Origin of the sequence: Paenibacillus hodogayensis (genome assembly GCF_039536325.1) — a bacterium.
GTDB classification, from domain to species: Bacteria; Bacillota; Bacilli; order Paenibacillales; family NBRC-103111; genus Paenibacillus_AB; species Paenibacillus_AB hodogayensis.
Window position 1 is genome coordinate 511,387 of the sequence record NZ_BAAAYO010000008.1, and the last position, 17,366, is coordinate 528,752.

Here is a 17,366-nt window from a genome sequence, read left to right on the forward strand (position 1 = left end):
CACGCGGCGCCGTAGCGCTTGACAAACGAAGCGGCGGAAAACCGGTCGGCCTCGGGCAGCGGGAAGCGGCGGACGTTCCGCCCCCCCTGCCGAGGCCGCAGCTTATTTTTTGGCGTACCAGTCGTTAACTTCTTTCGTCATATCGTCTCCGCCCAGCCGCTTCCAGTCCTTCACGAACGTATCGAAGGCGTCGAGCGGACCGCCGAGCACGATCTTCGTCATCATCTCCAGCTCCATCTTGTCGAGGTTCGCTTTCTTCTGGACCATCGTTGGCGTCGGCACCGTAATGAACTGATCGGGCATAAAGCGGTCTTCCTTCAAATAGATGTTGTTGATGATCGGCCCCGCGCCCCAGCTGTCGCTGCGCGAGCCTTCCTTCCACGAATCGCCGGTTCCCGCGCGGTACTCTAGAATTTTGGCGTACTCGCCCCGTTCCTCCGGAGTCAGCTTCGCCAGCGTCGCTTCGTCGGCTTTCGCAGAGCTTTTGAGCAGCGGCTCAAGATGGACGGAGATTTCCGCGTTTTTGAACGGCTTGTAGATTTTGACCGGCGCATTCGTCCAATGGGAGATGCCGTTGCTGTCGTTGTATTTGCCGTAAACGTCGTCCTTCGTGTTCAAATAAAACAGCTGCAGCCATATATCGGCCATCTTCAGCACCGCTTCGGGGTTTTTCACGCCTTTCTTGACGACCCAGAAGCCGCTGAAAATATTCAGCCCGTATTGCAGCTTCGCTGGCGCGGCGTCAATCGATGGCGCGGGGAACGGCAGCCAGCGCACCTTCGGCGTCTGTGTCGACAGCGGCGCGAAGCCGGCCGTCAGCGATCCGTAATAAATGCCCAGCTTGTTGCTGCCGAAGCTTTCATTCACCTTGGTCGCATCCTTGACGCCGAACTCCTTGTCGATCTGTCCGGCTTTGTACATGTCCTGCAGCTTGGCAAGCGCCGTCTTCATCTCCGGCTGAATCGAGCTGTACGCCAGCTTGCCGTCCTTATCCTTGATCCAGATGCCCTTGTACGCATGAAAGCCGTTTAGAAACCCGTTGATCAGGCCGATGTCCTTGTCGATCGCCAGTCCGTACGTATCGTTTTTGCCATTGCCGTCCGGGTCTTTCGTTGTAAACGCTTCCGAAATGGCGAGCAGATCGGCCATCGTTTTCGGCCCCGACAGCCCGAGCGCCTTCATCCAGTCTTCGCGAATCCAGACCACCGGTACGGATTCTTTCGCCACGCCGGTGAACGGAATGCCCATCAGCTTGCCGCCAACAGTCGCCGCCTGCATCGGCTCCGGCCCGGCATCCTTCATGACCTGCCGGATCGTATCGGTCGCATACTGGTTGTACACCTGGGTCATATCCTCCAGCAGCCCGGCCTTGTTCAATTGCGCGAACTGCTCCGGCGTGGCGAGGAAAAAGTCGGGAACGTCGCCCGAGGACATCATCAGATTCAGCTTCTGTTCCAGCTCCTTTCGCGGGCCGTCCCAGATCGTATTGACCTCGATGCCGGCCGTATCCTTTAAATACCGCGACCACGGATTGTTGTTCACATCGTCCCCTTGAACGAATTTGGGAACCCCGTAGTTGAAGCTGGCGGTGCTCAGCTTGACCGGAGGATCGAATTTGTCCGGCAAGCCTTTGGTCGCCGACTTCGTATCGGCCGGAGGCGTCGCCGCCGTTCCCGGATTACCCGCTTTGTCTCCGCTGCCGGAACTGCATCCTGCCAAAGCCGCCGTCACGCTTAATACGCCGGCCAGCGCGGCCGCAACCGTCTTGTTCATATTCGCCTGCCTCCTTCGGATGATAGGGCTTAATTCCTCTCTATGACTATCCGTACCGCTTGCGGTGCCGTCCCCCTTCGCCTCCTTTGACCCAAAACCGTATGAGAGGTTCCCTCGGACATCATCATCGCACCGGGACAAGCCTGTCCGCTATCCGTAATTTCGCCGCCAGTACGCTTTTGCGGCTAATCGCCGATATTGCATAGGAGAGCCTCAATTGCATATTGATCGGAGGAAAGGATGCGCTACAATAGATAAGAAGGGCGCAAACCCGGTTTTGTAAGCGCTATCCGTTCAGGTCGGCCCGCAGCAGGCCGTCTGACCGTCCGCTCCAGAGCGGCGGATAAAGGGACGATAAAGGGGCGAATGCACTTGATTACGTTCAAGCTGAAACGGAACTCGCTGTTCATTAAGCTGTTGGGCGGATTTATATCCGTTATCTTGATACTTCTCTCCTTCAACCTGTTTTCCTTCGCTTACTTCAGCGAAAATATACAGGACGAAGTAATCAAGTACAACCGTCAAAACGTGGAAGTGACCGCCGAGCGCTACGACAACCATATCCGCATCGTGCAAAGCACGATCGCCAGGCTGTACTTCAACCCGAAGGTTGTGCTCTTGTCCGAGCTGGCCAATTCCGAGCAATTCGAGCCGGTCAATCTCGTTGTGGAAGAAATCCGCAACATTTTGAACAATGAGCTGCTGTTTCTGGACAATGTCGTCATGCAGTTCGGCAAAAACAATTTCGTCATCGACAAGCATGGCCCGGGACGGACCGACGAGACGTTCTCCCGCATCTATACGAGCCCGGACTACGGACCGGCCTTCTGGACAGGGCAGTTGAACGGCTCGGAGACGCTCGAGCTGTTTCCGCAGTCGTCATTCTCCGACGGCCCCTACAACCGCTCCGGCTCGTACATGCCGCTCGTGCTGCGCAATAAGCTCAACGACGCGCTGTATATCGCCGTACTGCTCGACGCCGGTAAAATGTTCCGCTCCTTCCACAACTCTATCGATAAGCGATTTTATGTGCTGAACGCGCAGGGAAAGCTGCTGTACCGCTCCACGGACGAGGAGCTGCCGTCAAAACTGGCCGACAAGCTGATGGAGCGCAGCGACTATTTCAAGCTGGACAACAGCTACTATTTCTATACGAAAGGCGCGACGGGCTTGACGTATATGAACGTCATCTCCGACGATAGCCTCGCCCAAGAGGCTTCGCGCCTCAAGGTCGTCCTGCTGGCCGTCCTGTCGCTCGCCGCGGCGATGAGCGTCGCCGTGTCGGTCGTCGTCTCCGTCGGCTTCCATACGCCGGTGCGCAACATCATCGATACGATCGAGGAGGCTAACCCGGACCGCCGGCTGCGCAGCAAAATCGACGAATTCAACTTCATTCACGATAAAATCAAAGGCATTCTGCGGCTGAATCGCGACATTCACGACGATCTTAACGACAAAACCGATAAGCTGCGGCATGTCGGCTTTATCAACAAACTGAAAAACATTTATTCCGCCGACAACGAGCTGGCCGACACGAACAAGCCGTTTTATCTCGTCCTGTTCCGGATGACGCTCACCCGCCAATTTCACCAGACGCTTGCTGTCGAGCCGAAGCGGGCCGCTTTTCTGATGAAGGAATATATCGATGCCAGCCTGTCCGAGCAGTTCCCGGACACGATTACGCTCCAGGCCGAGCAGGACGAGATCATGACGATCGTATTCACAGACGAACCGGCCGAGCAGCTTATTCGCACGCTCGAATCGATCAAGGGCGTATTCGACCGCGACCGGGCGTACTGCCTCCTGACGATCGCCTTCCACCCCGAGCTGCACGAGCCGACCGGATTTACGGCCGCTTATGAAATGGCCCGCGCCATGGTCCAGCAGCGCAAGCTCAACGGCGAAGCGGAGCTGATCCTGGACTACGAGCCGCAGCAGACGATGCATATCGGCTTCATGCCCGCCCAGGAGCGGGAGTTCGCCGCCCATCTGCAGGCCGGCAACGAGGCGGCCGTCCTGGATATCGTCAAGCGGGCATTGTACGCCATGGAGAAGCGAAACAGCCCCGCTGCCCAGTATGTCGATTTCGCCAAAGAAGCGACTGCCAAGACGATGGCCGCGCTGATCGCCATGAAGCACGATATCAGCGGTATGTTCGAAGACCGGTCTCCGTACGAGGACATTCAGTCGTGCGCGAGCATCGGCGATTTCACGAATTTTTTCGAAGCGTTCTTGGGACGCGCGGTGGCGCTCGTTCAGCGGCGCAAAGAGGAGAGCCATCCGGTCAAGCAGCTGATGCTCGATTATTTGAACCGGCATTACCATGAAGATATTTCGCTGGAGACGGTCGCCGACCGGCTGAATATGTCGCCCGGCTATATGTCGAAGCAGTTTAAGGAGCAGACCGGCATGAATTTCTCCGAATACGTGAACGAGCTGCGCATGCAGAAAGCCAAGGAACTGCTGCAATCGTCCGATTGCAAAATACAGGAGGTGGCGGAGCGGGTCGGCTATTTCAATGTAAATTCGTTCATTCGCATGTTCAAGAAAACCGCCGGTTTGCCGCCCGGCGAATTCCGGCGGCTGCATCGATTTGGGGACGGGGAAGGTGCGGATGGCAAACAGACGGAGGAGAAGCCCGGCTCGGCTTCCTGACCGGGGATGGAGCAAGACCTCAAGCGGTTTCGCGAATGGGCCGGAGCCGAACATGACGGCGCATAGTGAGGATCCTTCGGCGGGCTGCACGTAAGGGGCTGCGATCCGGGACCGCAGAATGAAGCTGTGGAACGAAGCTAAGGTACGGGATTGCGGTCCAGGGAGTTGCCGACGGGCTGCGCGGTCTTGATACGGTTACGGGCAGGGCGCCGTCGCGCCGGCGGCAGCACGCCCGGCGAGGCTTGCACGGATACGGCAAAAAGGCCTTCCGCATGGAAACGCGCGAAAGACCTTGTATGCCGTATCGGCCCGCCTGCGGCGTCCGCCCGCAAAATCCCGCGGACCGTATCGGCGGGGACGGACGGTTACCCCTTAAGCTCCACCGTCATCAAATACTGCGTGTACACCGTCTCGAAGCCCGCTTTGTCCAGCCATTCGACCAATGCATCGTCGGCCATGGACACATTATCCGTCAACCGTACGCAGTCTTCCTCGAACGGACCGAATGCCGCCGCTAGCGCCGCATGCAGCAGCTCCTTGCGGTCGGCCCGCGCCGGATCGGCCGAGCATTGCAACAGCGTAATCCCGGTTAGCTTGCCGCTGTCGGCGTACGTCCTGCGCACGATCGCATAGGCGCCGACAGCGCCGTTCTGATCGAAGAGAATGATGCCATCCGCATCGGGATTATTGAACCAGGCGGGCGACCAAGCCGTCTCCTTGCGAAAGAAGGGCAGCTTGGCGATATGCTTCGGCTTCGCTCGGCCGATCGGATAAGGCGCTGCAGCCAAATCGGCGGAGAGCGCTCCCGCAAGCGTTCCCGAGCGCTTCGCACCGATCAGCCCGTCGCGAATCCGGAAGCCTGCACTCTCGTAGGCGGCGATCGCGCCGGCATTTTTCTGCACGACCTCCAGCAGCCCCGTACTCGCTCCGCTCTCTCGCATAGCCTCCACCGCCTCGCGCATGAGCAGCTTGGCCAAGCCTTTGCCCCGCTGACTTGGACTGACTCCCGTCCCCCCGTTCCACACGATGCCAACCCCGTCTACCGTCTTCTTCGCGACGAGCACGAAGCCGGCCGGCTCCTCTCCGGCAAACGCAGCGACCGAAAGGTCGGGACGGATCGATTCCCGCCCCAACCTGGTTACGAATTGCTCCAATGTCACCGACATATCCGAATAATAACCGGAAAAACCGAGGTTCCACAGCTCGACCGCCTGACGAAATGTGCAGTCGGCCAGTCGCCGTATTTCTATGGAGTTTGCCTCCAGAGGTTCCATTCGCGCTTCCCCCTTCGATATGCCATTATTCGTTATACGTCAAAGCCCGCTTCTTCCAACAGACGGGTCAGATTGATCCGGGCTTGCAGCACCCGCTCGTCAAGCTGCTCGATCGGAATACCCGCATGGTAAGTCCCCTTCTCCCCGTCGAGCCGCTCCACTACGACGGAACCCGTGAATCCGGCCGACCGCAGCGTCGCGAACAGCGACGGAAACCGGATGTCACCTTCCCCGGGAATCGGGAAATTCAGTTCGGCCCGATCGCCGCTATGGTCTTTGGCTACTAGCGAGACGGTATCGCCGGCGATAATCGGCAAGTCGTCCGCCGTCTCGACGCCCTCGTAAAACCGCACGTTGCCCGGGTCGTAGCTGGCCCGCACGTGCGGGGAGCCGATCTGGCGCAGCGTGTCCGCGATGACGGCAGCCGTCGCCGTATTGCCCGTATGCGGCTTGATCGTAACGACGATGCCGCGCTTGCCGGCCTCCTCGCCGATTTGCCGGTATTTCTCGGCAAAAGCGTCGTTAAGCGGCTTCATCTCTTCCTCGCTTTTCGGCTCATCCGGAAACCGCGTATAGCTCGTCGTGCCGAGCGACAGCAGCTCCTCCACGCCGATCGCTTTGGCGAACTCGAGCCGCTGGATCGCCCGCTCAAGCGGTTGACCCGGCTTCAGTACATCCGTGCTGACGAGCGTAACCGGCTTCAGCCCGTACCGGTCCAGCAATGCAGAGATGCGCTCCGCCTCCCCCGGCGCGGCGTCGTCGAAGGCCGGCTTGCCTTCGTGGGGCAAGCCGAACGATACGTATTTGTACCCGGTGCGCGCGATCGATTCCAGAGCCCGCTCGAACGGATGCTTCATATAAATCCAGCTCATGCAGGCAAGTTTGACGGATGGTTTCATCGTCACACCCCGTTCTGCACGGCGCTGCGCAGCGCCGAATAATCGACCGCCACCTCGCGTCGCTCTTTTAGGGAACGGTAGGCCGCTTCGGAAACGGCGATGACCCGCAAGCCGTCCGCCAGCGAAATAAGCGGCTGCTTGTCTTCGCGGATACATTCGATGAAATGGCTGTTCAGCCGGACCCACATGTCGTTGTCAGCGAACGACGTCGTCCGCTGCGGGCCGTCGTCGTCCTTAACGAGCAGCTCGCCGTTATTGTTGACGGCGGTCAGCTTCTCCGTCGCTACGCCGGTAATGTCGTACTCGACGCGCGTCACCCACGGCGTGCTCACTTGACCGATACCACCGTTCGCAAAGCGCAGCGATACGGTGAAAGCGTCAGCGACGCTGCCGGGAGGAAGCAAATACGTGCCGCCGTAGGCGAAGACGGATTCCACTTCCCCGCACATCCAGGTCAACAGATCGTAATCGTGCGAGCCGTGGGAGAAAATCGGTCCCTTCGCGGTCACGTCGTCGAAATACCAATTCGGCGTATCGTAATAATGGTCGCGATACTTGTCGTATACGCGCTGATTCGGGTCGAGGAAGTGGGTACGCATCGACCAGGCTTGAATCGGCTCTCCGGCATCGGCTCGCGACAGCGCCTCCTTCATTGCCCGGTAAACGGGGGAGAAGCGTAGCGGGTAGGCGACCATCGCCTTCAATTCCGGATGCCTGGCGCCGGCTGCTACAATCTCCGCACCGTCGGCCACAGACGTAGCAAGCGCTTTCTCCAGGAACAGATGCTTGCCCGATTCCAGCACCGCCTTGGACGCTTCTACGTGAAGATGGTCCGGCGTCGCCACCCATACCGCGTCCAAATCCTGCTCGAGCAGCGCTTCGTACGAATCGTACACGGTCGCGCCTACTTCGGCGGCCAGCGCTTCCGCCTTTTCCCGCGTACGGTTATGCACCGCGGCCACCTTCACTCCCGGCAGCGTATGCAGCGTGCGCGCATGCAGCGAGCCCATCAGCCCGCAGCCGATCAAACCGACCTTGATTGTCATCGATCCTCTGTCTCCTTTGCCTTATATCGATTATACCGTAACCGGTACGCCCTCGCTCCCGTACATGGCCCATATGGTCCGGTGGGATTTCAAAATTTCGTAGCCGTCCGTCTCTGGACGCTGCCCGGTGGCAATACTTTCCAGGAAATGCTCGATTTCGAACAGAACGTTCTGGCCTTGGCGGTTCGGATATTCGGCCGGGCGTTCATACAGCGTCTCCGTCCCGTCCTTCGATATGGCGGTGACCTTCCACATGCTGTTGTCCAGCTCGAGGAAGCCTTCGGTAAGCTGAATCTGGAATTTAGCCGGCGCCTTGCTGTACTTCATGCCCCAACTCGTGACGAGATGGGCCAGAGCTCCGCTCTTGAACTCGATAAGTCCGTGCGACGTGCCCTCTCCTTCCATCCAATCGGTGCCCACGCGGGAGCCGAAATGGGATACCCGGTTAGGTTCTCCTAGCAGGTAGAGCAGGATATCGATATAGTGACAGCCGTGGCTGAATAGACAGCCGCCGCCAAGCTTTTCCTTGCTGGCGAACCATGTACCTGGCGCTGGAGGCAGAAATGCCTGAACCCACCCCTGCGCACTGATCGGTTGGCCGTACTTGCCGCTGTCCACCGCTTCTTTCAACTTGCGGATCGCCGGCAAAAAGCGTACGACGAAAGCAAGCATCAGCTTAACGTTGTTTTCTTCCGCCGCGCGGACGACCTGCAGGCAATCCTCCTCGGAATTGGCGAGCGGCTTCTCGAGCAGTACATGCTTGCCTGCCGCGATGGCCGTCAGCGACTGCGAGGCGTGCAGATGATGCGGCGTGCAGAGGCTGACCGCGTCGACGTCGTCGAGAATCTTCGTCCAGTCGGTCGTATAATTGCAGCCGAGCTCCGCAGCGACCTTGGCGGCCTTCTCTTCGTCGAGATCGACGACCCAGCGCAGCTCCGAACGCTCCGCCAGCTTGTAGGCATAAGCGTGAGCCAACCCCATGTTCAGGCCGACGACGGCCGTACGAATTTTACTCATATTCTATCTCTCCCCTCGCGATTTCAAAACCGCTTGATACCGTTATCATAACGGGAGTAGGAGACAAAAAGCTTTGTCATAAACAACCGAAAATTTGCACTTTTGTCAAAGCATTTGCACTTATTGACACCTTCTCCCGGCTGTCTTACGATAGACGTAAATCGGCTGTACGGCAAAGGATGAGTGCCATGGAAAAAAATTTTTTCCGCCATATCAGACTGAAGGAACAAATTTGCATCGATAAAATTTATTCGTTCCATTACACCGAATTGAACAAAGATTACGTCTATCGGGGGGAACAGCACAACTTCTGGGAGTTCCTCTATCTGGACAGGGGAGAGATCGAAGTTTCCACCGATTCCAATACGTTTCATCTAAAGCAGGGAGAGATCGTCTTTTATTCGCCGAATGAATTTCACAGCTTGCGCTGCAACCATAAAACCGCGCCGAATATTTTCATAATCGCTTTCGACTGCCGCTCGGAGGCGATGAGCTTCTTTACCCATAAGGCGCTCAAGCTGGGCAACGGCGACCGCGAGCTGCTATCCCAGCTGATCGAGGAGGGCAACAAGCTGTTCATGCTGCCGATCGCCTGGCCGTACGTATGGCACAAGCCCAAAAGGCCGCACCCGCTGACCCGCAAAGACAAACCGGAGTTCGGGTCGGAGCAGCTGATCAAAATATATTTGGAAGCGCTGTTTATTCGGCTGATTCGCAATAACCAGACGCCGGGAATCAAGCCGAAGCTGTCTTCGGTCACGAAGGAAAAGGGGGAACGCGATTTCGTCAGCCGGGTGACTGGCTATTTGGACGAACATTTGCGGGAAAACCCGACGCTAGACCAGCTATGCGCCGAGTTCGCCTGCAGCAAGACGCATTTGCGGGCTTTGTTCCGCGAGCATACGGGCAGCGGCGTGACGGAGTATGTAGGCCGGTTGCGCATCGAGCGGGCCAAGCAGCATATTCGCGAGGAAACGTGCAACGTGACGGAAATCGCCGAACGGCTCGGCTATTCCAGCATCCACTATTTCTCCCGCCAATTCAAGAAGCAGACGGGCATGTCGCCGTCGGAATACGCCCGTACGATGAAGGCCCGCATGTAAGCCAAGCCCCTTACGGGGGGCTTATGCGCTTCGCCATGCCGGGAAACGGACGGAGAACGTCGTCCCCCTGCTGCCCGTATCTACCCGGATCGTCGCGCGGTGCCTGGCGGCAATGCTGTAGCATACGGCGAGACCGAGGCCGGTACCCTGTTCCTTCGTCGTGAAGAACGGCCGTCCGAGCTTCGTCAGATTGTCTTCGCTGATCCCCTCGCCTTCGTCGGCGATGCTCAGCACGACATCCGGGCCTTCCTCCTCCGTGCGAATCGTCAATGTCCCCCCTGCTCCCATCGCTTCCAGCCCGTTAAGCGAAATGTTCAGAACGAGCTGGCGAATCTCCTTCTCGTCCAGCGAAACGTCCGGGCATTCGCCGTACTCGATCTGTACATGCTTGCCGGACATGACCGCCTCCGCCTGAATGAGCGGGTAGAGCGAATCGAGCAGCCGGGTCAGCGACGTCGGACGTATGTCCGACTGTTTGTTTTTGGCGAGCGACAAATACTCGGTAATGATGCTGTTCGCCCGGTCCAGCTCGTCGAGCATCATTTCGACGTGCTCCTTGTCCATTCGCCCCCCGGCATTTTGCGACAGCTGCAAAAACCCGCGGATCGTCGTCATCGGATTGCGGATTTCGTGCGCGATGCCGGCCGCCATTTCGCCGATCAGGTTCAGCTCGGACAGTCTCGTCATCTCCTTCTCGTACCGGACCTTCTCGGTCACGTCCACTATGACCTCCAGCAGGCAGCGGTCCCCCTCGATATCGATCATCTCCGTCGAAAGCAGACCGTCCCGCCACTCGTTCGACTGGGTCATATATTTGACCTTGACGTTGCGGAGCGCCTTTCCTTCGTGCAGCGCCTTATGATCCGCCGGATCGAGGCTGAGTTGCAGCAAATTATAGTCGTTGCCGATCGCCTCCTCGCCAAAGCCGGTAAACTGCTTCCAGCTTTCATTGACGTCAATATAGACGAGATCGGTCGCCCTGCGTATGGAGATAAGGCACGGGCTGGACATGAACATTTTCTTGAAACGTTCCTGCGACTTGCGCAGCCGGATATTGGACAGCAGCAGGTCTCGCGTCCGCTCCTCGACGATCGTCTCCAGCTTCTCCTTCTGATGCTTCAGCAGCGCATCGGCTTCGGCGAACCGGCGGTTCGACTCCTCCAGCTCGGTTGCCCGCTTTTGCAGCATATCCCCCTGCTCGATCGTCTTGCGATAATAACGGTGAAGCTCGACGAAGGCTGCCACCTTCATCCGCAGCAGATCCGGGTCGATCGGCTTGAACAAGTAGTCGATAGAGCCCGCTTTATAGCCGCGGCGCACATGCTCGGTCGACGTGCTGATCGCCGTCAGGAAGATGACGGGAATATCCTGGCAGCGCTCCCGCTGCTTGATCAATCCGACTGTTTCGAAGCCGTTCAGACCGGGCATCTGGACGTCCATCAAGATAACCGCCACGTCGCCGATCTCCTCGAGCAGCAAATAACGAAGCGCATCTTCGCCCGAGCGAAGCGAGATCACTTCGTAATCGGGCGAGCTCAGCACCCCTTCCAAAGCCAACAGGTTTTCAGGTCTGTCGTCCACCGCCAATATTTTCACCATGTCAAAATGCCCCCCAAGTCTAATAAACGCTGATGTCAAGCTTTTAACCGTGCAGCCAAACCCGCAGCAGCGAGAGCAATTGTTCGTAGCGGACCGGCTTGCTGATGTAGTCGTCGGCTCCCGCCTCAAGGCATTTGTCCCGGTCGGTCTTCATCGCCTTGGCCGTCAAAGCGATAATCGGCACGTTCCGGTACGGCTCTCCGCTGTTGCGGATCGCCCGTATCGCCTCGTAGCCGTCCATCTGCGGCATCATAATATCCATCAGGATCAGATCCACACGCGGATGCCGCTCCAGCATCTTCAGCCCTTCCCGCCCGTTCTCGGCGAACATCACCACCATTCCGTACGTTTCCAGGACGCCCGTTAAAGCAAAAATATTGCGCATATCGTCGTCGATCAGCAAAATGGTCCGGTTCTTCAGCCGCTTGACCGCCTCCTGTCCAACATCCGTCCAAGCCGCTCCGCCGGCGGAGGAGTCCGCCCGTCCGGAAGCGGCCGCACTTTCCTCATAGCCGGCCGTCAAGGCGGCGTCGGCAGCGTCCATCTGCGGGAGCTGAAGCGTAAAGACGCTCCACTCGCCCTCCTTGCTGTCGAGCGAGATCTTGCCGCCGAGCAGCGACGCCAGCTCGCGGCATATCGCCAAACCGAGGCCGGTGCCGCCGTATTTGCGGCTTGTCGTCCCGTCCGCTTGGCGGAACGATTCGAATATCATCTCCCGCTTGTCGGGCGGGATGCCGATTCCCGTATCGGCGACGCTGACGGTCAGGACGCCGCCAACGTTCTCCCTGTCGCGGTATTCGAGCGCGCCGCCGGCTTTGGAGACGTGCAGCGAGACGGATACGCCGCCTTTCTCCGTAAACTTGATCGCATTCGACATCAGATTGCCGATAATTTGCCGCAGCTTCTGGATGTCGTTAACAATCGCCGTTTCGGCCTCCCCCGACGCCACATCGATATGCAGGTCAAGCCCCTTCTGGGAGGCAAGCGGCCGGAACTGCCTCTCGATCGTCTCCGCCAGTCCTCCTATGGAAATCGAGTCCGGGACTATTTCCGCCTTGCCCGCCTCGATCTTGGATAAATCGAGCAGATCGTTGATCAGTGCGAGCAAGTCGCTTCCGGAACTGTATATCGTCCGCGCATATTCCAACTGCTTCGGCGACAGATTGCCCTGCTTGTTGTCCGAGAGCAGTTGGGCCAGCAGCAGCAGGCTGTTCAGCGGCGTCCTCAGCTCGTGCGACACATTGGCAAGAAACTCGGTTTTGTACCGGGAGCTGAGTTGGGCCTGACGGCTGCTCTCCTCCAGCACCAGACGAATATTTTCCAACTCCTTGTTCCGGCCGTCGGCCTGGGCGTATTGAAGCTCCAGCCGCTCGTTGAGCGTACGCATTTCCTCCTGCTGCATTTGCAGCTCCTCGGCCTGGGCTTGCAGCTCTTCGGCGTTCAGCTGCGATTCGGCAAGCAGCTGGCGGATTTGCCGATAGGCCGACGCGCTGTTGAAGGCGATGCCGAGCAGACCGGCGACTTCCTCGAGCAGACGAACCCGCGCCGGCTCGAACGGTTCATGCGAAGCGAGTTCCAGTACCGCAATCGCTTTTCCATCATACGGGATCGGGGTCAGCAGCAGGTTCGCCGACCCGGTGTCGCCTAAACCGGAACTTATGCGGACATGCTTGTCCGGCAAACTCTCCAGCGCGATCGGCTGGTTTTGCAGCACGCATTGGCCGACCAGTCCTTCGCCAATGGCAATCTTTTCCTGATAGGATGCTTTGCCCTCCCCTGCATACGAAGCCAGCTTCAGCAAACCGACTCCGTCTCCGTTCTCCGACCGGCACCCGTACAGCACCCCAAAGCCGGCCCCCGTCAATACAGCGATCTGGTCCAGAAACGATTGGGCCAGCGCCGTATCGTCCTGCGCGTTCTGGAACATTGCGGAAAATTCGGCCACTTTCGTTTTGTGCCAGTTTTGCGCTTCCAGCTGCCGCTGGTACGCCTCGACGCTCTGCGAATGATGATCGAGCGCGGCGGCCATCCGATTGTACGCCCGGGCGATGATGCCGAGCTCGTCGTGCACGTCCGCCGCAATGAGCGGAAGCCGGCTCGGCTCGCTGCCCGTTACCCCGTCCATCACGTCCGCGATCCGGCCGAGGCTGCCGGTTACGCTGCGGAACACCCATACGGCAATAACCGCAGCCACGAGAAAAATGACCACCTCGAAGCCGGCCAGTATGAAGACCATGTTACGGTAGCTTTCGCGGCTTTGCTCCAACGCCTCCTCGGTGTCGTCCTGATAAATGCTGCTGTACAGATGAATTTTCTCGAACAGCACCGAGCGGAGCGGGGCCAGAGCGGTGTTGTAATAGTCGAGCGCCTGCTCGCGGCGCCCCGCCTCGTTCAGCCGGATCAGCTGATCAATATCCCGGTTCAGCTCGCTGTAGGCGCTGAAAATCATCATTAAAACGTCTTTGTGCTTCCCGTCCGTATCCAGCTCGCCCAGCTCGTTCCAGTAGCGCTCGATCAACAGCCGGCTTTCCGTGATCGTCTTGGCGAGCTGGACGCTACCGGCCGTGTCGTACTCCATCATGTAAGCGGTTATGCTTCGGTCCAACGTATCGACCTCTCCTCTTAAGGAAGAGGTCATCTTGACGCCGGCGTAGTTGTCGTTCACAATCCGTTTTACCGTATCGTTCAGTTGATTAAGAAGCATGAGACCTCCGTAAGATAATACGAGCATCAGCGCCAGTACGGTCCCAAAACCGACATACAGCTTCATTCTGAATCTCACGTCCGCTTCAGCCCCCCCTCGTTCAAGGTCCGCTTTGTACCTGTACAAAGTCGGAGCTACTCTTGCGTATCCGGGAACATTCCAAGGATACCGTTTAAGGTCTGTCTTTGTACTAGTTGTATATTCTGGGAGGATGAAATCTTTTCCTTTCGGTCTGTAAAAATATCGTGCGTTATGCACGTTCGGAAATGCCAAAAAGCCCGTGCCGGCAGGGCACGGGCTTGGATTGATGCGGTTTTGCAAAAGCGGTTTAACGCGTTGCCGGCTTCGAGCCGTAGCCGCCGCCGATCAGCTTGCGACGCTTACGGCGCTGCGTCGTCAGGACGCTACCGAAGCCCATCAGGAACGTCGGGATGCCGGCAAAGAACAGCGTAATCACCCATTCCTTCCACCCGAGCGGCACCGTCTTGAAAATCGGCTGCAGCGGTTCTACATACATGACGGCCAGCATCAGCGCCAGCGAAGACAGTACGGCAAGCACCAAATATTTGTTTTGCAGCGGATTGCGGTGAAAGATCGAGCGCGAGCTGCGGCAATCGAAGACATGAATGAGTTGAGCCATGACGAGCGTCGCGAACGCTACCGACTGGGCTTTCATGAGACCGGCGGCGCTGTCCGGGTTTTCCCTCAGCATAAGCCAGAAGGCGACCAGCGTGCTTATGCCGATCAACAGGCCGCGGCTGACGATCTTCCAGCCGAGCCGGCGAGCAAATATGTTTTCTTTGGCGCCGCGCGGCTTTTGCTGCATCAAATCTTTCTCCGGCTGGTCGACGCCGAGCGCCATCGCGGGCAAGCCGTCGGTGACCAGGTTTACCCACAAAATCTGGATCGGGATGAGCGGCAGCGGCATCCCCATCATCATCGCCAAAAACATCGTCATGATTTCTCCGACATTGGACGCGAGCAGGTAACGGATAAATTTGCGGATATTTTCGTAAATGCCCCGGCCTTCCTCGATCGCCGATACGATTGTGGCGAAGTTGTCATCGCTTAAGATAAGCGCGGACGCCTCTTTGGTAACGTCGGTTCCGGTCTGCCCCATCGAGATGCCGATGTCCGCCGCTTTGATGGCTGGAGCATCATTGACGCCGTCCCCGGTCATCGCTACGACATGCCCCTGGCGCTGCAGCGATTTGACGATCCGCAGCTTGTGCTCGGGCGAGACGCGGGCGTACACGTACACCTGATCGGACTTCTGGTCCAATTCCTCTTCGGATAACGCGGATATTTGAGCCCCGGACATCGTTAGCCCGTTCTGGGGAATCATGCCGAGCTGGCGGGCGATCGCTTCCGCCGTCGTCTGGTGATCCCCGGTGATCATCACTGTCTTGATGCCTGCCCTGCGGCATGTCTGGATCGCGTCCCGCACTTCCTTGCGCGGAGGATCGATCATACCGGTAAGGCCGACGAAGACGAGCTGGCTTTCGAGCGTATGCGGCGTATCGTCGCGGTCGGTCGTCTTCAGCTCCTTGTAGGCCAAGCCCAGCACGCGCAGCGCGGAACGCGCCATGCCTTCGTTGGCCGCAACCACTTTTTGTTTCAAGGAGGGCGTGAACGGAATCACTTTCCCGTCCCACAGCACATAGGCGCATTTTTCCAGCACCACGTCCGGCGCTCCCTTGGTGAATAGCAGCCGCCCCCCTTGATGCTGCATGAGCACCGACATCCGCTTGCGGTCGGAATCGAACGGCAGCTCGCCCTTGCGCTCGTACAAGCCTTCCAGAGACTGCCGCGTAATGCCCGCCTTCGCGCCCAGTACGACAAGCGCTCCCTCCGTCGGGTCTCCCTTGATCGAGAATACCGGCTTCGGCTGGCTTTTGCTCCCTTTGCGCTTCGACTGGTCCGCTATTTCTTCGTGCAGCACCGCGTTGTTGCACAGTACGCCGATCTGCAGCAGCCGGCGCAGCGTCTGATTTTGGCGCAGGTCGACCAGCGCTCCGTTGCTCGTAATCTGCCCGGCCGGCTCATAGCCGTCGCCGGTCACCTCCAGGACGTCCCCGCCCAGCCACACATGGGTCACCGTCATCTTGTTCTGCGTCAGCGTTCCCGTCTTATCCGAGCATATGACCGATGCGCAGCCGAGCGTCTCGACCGACGGCAGCTTGCGCACGATGGCCTTGCGTTTGATCATTCGCTGCACGCCCAGCGCCAGCGCGATCGTCACGATAGCGGGCAGCCCTTCGGGGATGGCGGCCACCGCCAGGCTGACGCCGGCCAGAAACATCGCATAAGGCGGCTGTCCGTGCAAAATTCCGGCGACGACGACCATAATCGTAAGTCCGATCGCCACCGCGATGAGCACTTTGCCGAGCTGCTCCAGCCGATGCTGGAGCGGAGTCTCCATCGCTTCGGTATTCTGGATCAGATCGGCTATTTTGCCCATCTCCGTCGCCATACCGGTGCGCACGACAATGCCTCTGGCCGTTCCGCGCGTCACCATCGTGCCCATAAATCCAAGGTTTTTCTGATCGCCGAGCGCCACCTCCGCTTGCGGCAGCGAATCGGTATGCTTGCCGACGGGTACCGATTCGCCGGTCAGCGCGGATTCTTCCACATAGAGGCTGTTCGCTTCGATCCAGCGCAGATCCGCGGGAATCCGGTCCCCGCTTTCGATCAGAACAACGTCCCCGACCGCCAGCTCCTTGGCCGGAATATGGACGACCTGCCCGTCGCGGATCGTCTTGGCCGTCGGAGCGGACAGCTCCTTGAGCGCGCGCAGCGACCGTTCCGCGCGGAACTCCTGAACGAATCCGAGTATGCCGTTCATCACGATAATCGCCACGATCGTAATCGCATCCAAATATTCGCCCAGCAAACCCGATATGAGCGTAGCGGCCATCAGCACAAGCACCATAAAATCTTTGAACTGGTTCAAAAACAGGGCGATCAGCGACACGCTCCGCTTCTCCGTCAGCTCATTGTCGCCGTCGCGCTGCCGACGGGCTTTGGCCTCGTCCCACGTGAGACCCTGGGCCGGTACGACATCGTGAGCCCGGGCCGTCTCCGCCGCATCCAACTGGTACCACATCTTCTGTTCCACGCACTTTTCCCTCCCGAAGCGCTGAATTGTACACGCCCACTCAAGGTAAATGTATGCAGACAAGCCGCGAAATAGCACAACGCCCGTCAGCAAAGGCGGATTTTCCCCCCGCCTAGTCGCCAAAAACGGTTATAACGAATGCTGCCGTCTCCGCGCAGATGGCGCCGGCGGGCGATTT

General features: G+C 58.5%; 10 protein-coding genes. 2 read left to right on the forward strand and 8 right to left on the reverse strand.

What is annotated here, in order from left to right; genetic code table 11:
- Positions 1-102 precede the first annotated feature (102 nt).
- The gene (locus ABD796_RS18030; RefSeq protein WP_344910058.1) at positions 103-1,773 is read right to left on the reverse strand and encodes an extracellular solute-binding protein; all 1,671 of its coding nucleotides are present in this window, start codon (positions 1,771-1,773) and stop codon (positions 103-105) included.
- A 372-nt stretch (positions 1,774-2,145) separates the two neighbouring features.
- Here ABD796_RS18030 and ABD796_RS18035 point away from each other — a divergent pair, with 372 nt between their 5' ends.
- Entirely contained in the window at positions 2,146-4,428 is a 2,283-nt protein-coding gene (locus tag ABD796_RS18035; protein WP_344910061.1) for a helix-turn-helix transcriptional regulator, read from the forward strand.
- 365 nt (positions 4,429-4,793) lie between these two features.
- On the opposite strand, the gene ABD796_RS18040 is transcribed toward ABD796_RS18035, so the two are convergent.
- From ABD796_RS18040 to ABD796_RS18055, 4 genes are read right to left on the reverse strand one after another with little or no spacing between them, the layout of a single operon-like run.
- Positions 4,794-5,702, reverse strand: a complete 909-nt coding sequence (locus ABD796_RS18040; protein WP_344910063.1) for a GNAT family N-acetyltransferase — start codon at positions 5,700-5,702, stop codon at positions 4,794-4,796.
- Between the two features lie 32 nt (positions 5,703-5,734).
- Positions 5,735-6,601: a sugar phosphate isomerase/epimerase family protein gene (locus ABD796_RS18045; protein WP_344910065.1), complete on the reverse strand. Its 867-nt coding sequence runs from the start codon at positions 6,599-6,601 to the stop codon at positions 5,735-5,737.
- A 2-nt stretch (positions 6,602-6,603) separates the two neighbouring features.
- Positions 6,604-7,647 carry a Gfo/Idh/MocA family protein gene (locus tag ABD796_RS18050; RefSeq protein ID WP_344910067.1) on the reverse strand — a complete coding sequence of 348 codons (1,044 nt, stop codon included), beginning with the start codon at positions 7,645-7,647 and terminating at the stop codon, positions 6,604-6,606.
- 30 nt (positions 7,648-7,677) lie between these two features.
- Positions 7,678-8,664, reverse strand: a complete 987-nt coding sequence (locus tag ABD796_RS18055) for a Gfo/Idh/MocA family protein (protein WP_344910069.1) — start codon at positions 8,662-8,664, stop codon at positions 7,678-7,680.
- A 188-nt stretch (positions 8,665-8,852) separates the two neighbouring features.
- On the opposite strand from ABD796_RS18055, the gene ABD796_RS18060 reads away from it, so the two are divergent.
- A complete protein-coding gene (locus tag ABD796_RS18060) occupies positions 8,853-9,767 on the forward strand; it encodes an AraC family transcriptional regulator (protein WP_344910071.1) in 915 nt (304 codons plus the stop codon).
- Between the two features lie 21 nt (positions 9,768-9,788).
- On the opposite strand, the gene ABD796_RS18065 is transcribed toward ABD796_RS18060, so the two are convergent.
- The 3 genes from ABD796_RS18065 to ABD796_RS18075 form a co-directional block, all read right to left on the reverse strand.
- The gene (locus tag ABD796_RS18065; protein WP_344910073.1) at positions 9,789-11,366 is read right to left on the reverse strand and encodes an ATP-binding protein; all 1,578 of its coding nucleotides are present in this window, start codon (positions 11,364-11,366) and stop codon (positions 9,789-9,791) included.
- Between the two features lie 43 nt (positions 11,367-11,409).
- Complete coding sequence (locus tag ABD796_RS18070) at positions 11,410-14,148, reverse strand: ATP-binding protein (protein WP_344910075.1); 2,739 nt, start codon at positions 14,146-14,148, stop codon at positions 11,410-11,412.
- A gap of 250 nt (positions 14,149-14,398) precedes the next feature.
- Complete coding sequence (locus ABD796_RS18075; protein WP_344910077.1) at positions 14,399-17,188, reverse strand: calcium-translocating P-type ATPase, SERCA-type; 2,790 nt, start codon at positions 17,186-17,188, stop codon at positions 14,399-14,401.
- Between the last annotated feature and the right edge of the window lie 178 nt (positions 17,189-17,366).

Excerpts from the sequence above, each read along its gene's own strand:
- ABD796_RS18030 (WP_344910058.1), bottom strand. The coding sequence starts at position 1,773 with ATGAACAAGACGGTTGCGGCCGCGCTGGCCGGCGTATTAAGCGTGACG.
- ABD796_RS18040 (WP_344910063.1), bottom strand. The coding sequence starts at position 5,702 with ATGGAACCTCTGGAGGCAAACTCCATAGAAATACGGCGACTGGCCGAC.
- ABD796_RS18060 (WP_344910071.1), top strand. The coding sequence starts at position 8,853 with ATGGAAAAAAATTTTTTCCGCCATATCAGACTGAAGGAACAAATTTGC.
- ABD796_RS18045 (WP_344910065.1), bottom strand. The coding sequence starts at position 6,601 with ATGAAACCATCCGTCAAACTTGCCTGCATGAGCTGGATTTATATGAAG.
- ABD796_RS18055 (WP_344910069.1), bottom strand. The coding sequence starts at position 8,664 with ATGAGTAAAATTCGTACGGCCGTCGTCGGCCTGAACATGGGGTTGGCT.
- ABD796_RS18065 (WP_344910073.1), bottom strand. The coding sequence starts at position 11,366 with ATGGTGAAAATATTGGCGGTGGACGACAGACCTGAAAACCTGTTGGCT.
- ABD796_RS18050 (WP_344910067.1), bottom strand. The coding sequence starts at position 7,647 with ATGACAATCAAGGTCGGTTTGATCGGCTGCGGGCTGATGGGCTCGCTG.